The following is a 1,588-nucleotide window of genomic DNA, read 5'->3' on the forward strand; positions in this document are numbered from 1 at the left end:
TGATCGGCGTAATTATTACACCAATTCTGCTGAAAGGTTATTTTGGCTTTCCTGCCCTCGGTATTATTGCACCGGCTATAGCGTCAATTATTAGTTATATTGCTATCTTAATTTTTCTTGCGATTTATCTAAATAAGAAAAAGCATCCACTTCGGCCGAACCGTCAGCTTTTGCAACATATCCGTCATAATTCGGCATTAAGTAAAATCATTTTACGCCTAGGTGTTCCAACCGGTATTCAAATGATTACCACTTCAATGGCCGGTTTAGTCATTGTGGGTTTAGTAAACCGTTTCGGAGCTCATGCCACAGCGGCCTATGGTGCCGTGAATCAGGTACTCAACTATATTCAATTTCCAGCGATTTCGATCTCCATCGCGGCCTCAATCTTTGCAGCACAAGCGATTGGTGCTGGTAAGTCGGACCTACTCGCACGTGTTACACGCACCGCTTTGGGAATGAACTTTTTATTACAGGTGCCTTAATTGCACTCGGCTATCTATTTTCAAAATATTTGATGGCTTTATTCATCACAGATCCAACTGTGGTGGTGTTAGGGCAACAGCTTTTATTTATTGTACTTTGGGCAATTTTATTCTTTGGTGCAGGTGCCATTTTTGCATCAATTATGCGTGCCAGTGGGACTGTAACCGTACCGATGCTGATTAACATCTCTGCCATTTTATTTATTGAAATGCCATGTGCTTACTGGTTTAGTTCGATGTGGGGACTTAAAGGCATTTGGGTCGCCTATGCCTTGGCATTTGTCAGTTTATGTATTATTCAAGGCTTGTATTATCAATTTATCTGGAAGAAAAAGAAGATCAAAGTTCTTATTTAGAATGCATTAAACCTTATAAAAAAAGCCATCAATTGATGGCTTTTTTCTTTTAAACCTTATTTCATCCATTTGGTTACAATGGTTGAAGCACGTTGATATCCCGTTGGGAATAAACGCTGGAATGCATCCAAAATTTTTGCATCGCTACCGATGAGTAAACGGCGTTTATTTTTCAAAACTGCATCTAAAATTTGACGAGCTGCTTCCTCTGGTGGGGTACGCAATAACTTGTCAAAGTTTTGAATCGATTTAGTTGGGTCCATACCCAAGCTACTCAAGCTATCACTCATTTTTGCAGCTTTAGCGATATTAGTACGAATACCGCCCGGATGTACACATAGCGAACTTACGCCGCATTTTTCAATATCTAACTCTTGACGCAATGACTCAGTAAAACCACGTACCGCAAATTTAGTTGCATTATAGCCAGACTGTGTCGGTTGAGCCGTTAAACCAAATAAGCTGGAAATATTAATAATATGGCCATCTTGTGTTTGCTTAATGAACGGTAAGAATTCTTTAGTACCGTAAACCACGCCCCAGAAGTTAATTCCCACAATCCACTCTAAATCTTCGTAAGTCGCGCCTTCTACAGTTGAGCCTAAAGCTACACCAGCATTGTTAAAAATCAGGTTAACACAGCCATGATCTTGAACAGTTTCCTGTGCCCACTGCTTTACAGCCTCACGGTCAGACACGTCTAACTTCTTGGTTGTTACAGTAATGTTACTGTAGGGTTTTAATAGC

The 1,588-nt window shown here is 40.3% G+C and carries 1 protein-coding gene and 1 pseudogene; one reads left to right on the top strand and one right to left on the bottom strand.

Annotated elements, in window-relative coordinates:
• Positions 1–841, top strand: a pseudogene (locus VXQ92_RS17215) (MATE family efflux transporter); the annotation flags it as partial.
• Positions 842–897: 56 nt separating this feature from the next.
• Here VXQ92_RS17215 and VXQ92_RS17220 read toward each other — a convergent pair.
• Positions 898–1,588: SDR family NAD(P)-dependent oxidoreductase (locus tag VXQ92_RS17220; protein WP_416682641.1), on the bottom strand; the 691-nt coding region annotated here is incomplete at its 5' end.

The organism is Acinetobacter sp. 228, from assembly GCF_048147885.1.